The sequence below is a fragment of the Bifidobacterium pongonis genome (assembly GCF_019331805.1).
Classification (GTDB): Bacteria; Actinomycetota; Actinomycetes; order Actinomycetales; family Bifidobacteriaceae; genus Bifidobacterium; species Bifidobacterium pongonis.
Genome location: NZ_JAHBBE010000070.1, coordinates 1 through 3,293, shown reverse-complemented (window position 1 = coordinate 3,293; position 3,293 = coordinate 1). Strand labels below are relative to the sequence as shown.

At 55.1% G+C, this 3,293-nt stretch carries 2 protein-coding genes; one reads left to right on the top strand and one right to left on the bottom strand.

The features are described 5' to 3' along the window. Positions 1-67: 67 nt before the first annotated feature. On the top strand, positions 68-1,153 hold the full coding sequence (locus KIH75_RS09915; protein ID WP_219056537.1) for a hypothetical protein: 1,086 nt from the start codon (positions 68-70) through the stop codon (positions 1,151-1,153). A gap of 268 nt (positions 1,154-1,421) precedes the next feature. On the opposite strand, the gene KIH75_RS09910 is transcribed toward KIH75_RS09915, so the two are convergent. After that, positions 1,422-2,486 carry a YeiH family protein gene (locus tag KIH75_RS09910; protein WP_219056536.1) on the bottom strand — a complete coding sequence of 355 codons (1,065 nt, stop codon included), beginning with the start codon at positions 2,484-2,486 and terminating at the stop codon, positions 1,422-1,424. Positions 2,487-3,293: the final 807 nt, after the last annotated feature.

Below are 3,293 nucleotides of genomic sequence, written 5' to 3'. Positions count from 1 at the left end.
GTTTTTCATCCTTTTTTCATCCATGAGAATGACGGCCATCGCATCGGCTATTTGTGAGAATGCCGATATGACGAACTTTACGAAACAAAGCCCGCCCAAAGATCACATCATACGTAACGCCGCCGCGGTTCTCGTGGCGTTCATCCTCGCCTTCATCACCGGCACCTGCGTCGTGAACCGGTTCAACACCACATATGACGCCCTGCGTGCCGAGGAACGCGCGCTGCTCGACCAGTACTCCAAATTCGCGGCGGCCACCACCGGCACGGGCAAGCCGGTCTGGCAGGGTTTCGATCTTGCTTCCAAACCGGTGCTGTTCGTCGGTCATCCCGGCAGGCTCTCCTCATTCCTCATCAACCCGGAGCATGAGCCGAATCCGCTGGTCGCCACCCGCATCGCCATGCCCAAGGACTCCCCGCTCAGGGTGTACCGGGTTTCCGAATCCGCTCCTTCGCTGTTGAACATCCGACTGCATTTCTCGTCGAATTTCACCAGCGAGAACAGCGTGCAGCATGCTCTCGGCAACAACGTGTTCTATGTGAAGACATCCCTTACGCCGGCATCAGACAATCAGTCCGGCGATAACGCGCTGGCCCTGCTCTCGCACGAGGCGATGCACTATTACATGCAGCGCTCCTGGCCGTCCGGAGGCCAGCATGCCGACGGTTTGCGCGACAAGGATATGCATCTCATCTATCAGCAGCTCGAGCAGCTTGATATTCTGCGCGAGGAAACCGAAACCGGCAACAGGAACAAGGACACCGCCAAGCGTGCGTTGACCGAGTATATCCGGTTGACGGACGAGCTGGCGAAGACATCGCCGCAGTTCGTGCGCCTGCTGAACACCAAGCTGACGGATGAGGGCACCGCCGAATACGTCAAATACCATGCATTGCGCGCCGCGGGAGCCACCGTGCACCAGATCGACGACGGCACGGACAAGCATTTCACGTTCCCGGATCTCAAAGCACCGCTGGAAACCGGTGTCGTCGGCAAGGATTGGCTGATGGGACGCCAGTTCCCGTACTATGTCGGCGCACAGCTCGCCGAAGCGCTCGACATCATCGGCGCCGAAGGATGGCAGGCGAAGCTCAACGCCATGACGCGCAGCAACCCGCTGACATTGGTCGACGTCATCAGGCAGTATCTGTGAACCCAGTATCTGTGAACCGTTTGCCTGCGGTATGCCGCGCATAGAAAACCGGAGGTCCCGTGCAGACTTGAGATAACAGCCTATTCGCGCGGGCGTGCCTCCGGTTTTTCATGTTCCCTGCGCAGATGATGGTGAAACCGCACCGTTAAGGGACGGCGCAGTTCCATGCACACTGCAAACCACCACCTACGAATTACCATCGTGCCGCGCACCGGAATACCGGTGCGCGGCATGATATTAACGGCACAATGCCGTTCGAGGCAATACGTTAGAAGAAAACGGCGGCCACACCTGCGGCGAAGCACATGAGCAGGATCGACGTGATCAGGCTGGCGAGGAACGCCTTCTGCCCCTTCTTGGCGAGCGCCGAGAAGTTCACGGTGATGCCCAGTGCGGCCATGGCCATGCCGAGCACGATGTAGGCGAAGTCGACCAGTTGCGGGGTGATGGTGGCGATGAACGGTACGAACGTGCCGATGATCGACGCTCCGATGAAGCCGAGCATGAACCATGGGAATGAGATTTTGCGTTTGCCGTCAGATGGCATTTGCGAATGGTTCCTATCCCACCAGATGGCGATGATGATGGCGGCGAACACGAGCATGAGCACTCGCGACAGCTTCATGATGGTGGCGATGTCGACCGCGCCGAACGCGTCACCCGCCGCCACGGCGTGCGCGATTTCATGCAGGGACGCGCCGGCGGTGATGCCCAGCTGGGTGCCGGTCAGGCCGGTGAGCGGGCCAAGCGCGATTTCCGTGAGCGCGAAGATCGTACCCATGATGGCGATGATGGCCACGGCCATCACTTCGTTGTTGGCTTTCTCATCCTCCTGTTCCGGAGGAACTTTGATGGATCCGGAAAGGCCCATTACGGCCGCGGCGCCGCAGATGCCGGTGCCGCCCGCCACAAGGATGGCCAACTGCGGGTCGACACCAAGCTTGCGCGCGATGTTGTAGCACACGACGATGGTGAGCGTCACCACAACGGCGGCGATCGGCAGGCATTTGACGCCTTGCGTGAACAGCACCTGCAGGTTGAGTTTGAAGCCGAGCAGGATGATGCCCAGGCGGAGCAGTTTGTTGGAGATGAGTCCGGCCGCGTCCTTCACGCCGGCCTTGCGCTCCGGGGAACGGCTGGAATACCATTTGCGGATCGGGAACTGCAGGATCATGCCGATCAGCAGCGCGATGATCAGTGCGCCGAACAGACTGAATCCGGGGAATCGTTTCAGCCATGAGGCGACCATGGACGCAACCAGCGTCACAATGCCGATAAATACCATTTCCTTGGTGGCGATGCGCTTCCACCACTTCTCGCAGAATTCTCTCACAAGCATTCAAAAATAAAGCAAATACAGCAGAGAATCAATAGGTTGTCAGAACCCAACCCGTGTCTCACGATGGAAACGAAGAGTATTGACTGAGGCACCGGTGCTTCCCTACAATATATTTTGAGCCTTCCAGGACGTCAATAAGCCAAGTAACCTGTAACCAGAGCAAGGTATACCATGCGTGACGAAATTCCAGTTTTAATATATCTATCCGGAGTCTTATTTAGCGTTCTATCTTGGATTTACCTTTTTCTTTCAAAAAGCATTCGCATAGAAAACAGGAATATTTTCCTGCTACAACTATCCATTATCTGGATATTGTTCATGGGTGAATCCGCATTGACTCTTACCTCAAGTCTTTTTTTCAGCGCATGTTCAAGTTTCTTAGACCCTGACATCTACGACTTTTATTCCCAAGAGTTTATACAGCTAATACCTACAACAACATGCATAATAGATTTCTTTGTAGCGCTGTGTTTCTCTATAAGACTTGTAAAAGCCTATAAAAAAAAATCAAGTAGAGCACGATATATCGGATTGGAGGTTTGTTCCACTCAGTTACCGGGCGGAACAAACCTCCAATCCAGCAAAAATTGCTTCTTTTTGTTCTCTCAATCACACCGCTCTTTATCAGCTCACACCTGACTCCCAAAAGATGCGAAGATGTATTGCCGAAGCATCGATAACGTCCGAAATCTTGCGCACTTTCGGATTCCGGCCCTGACGCAGGAGGGCATGGCCCGCGTCCTGTGTACGATTTTCATTCGCCAAAACAAAAAACCGCGATTGGAAGCCAGGAGACGGAAC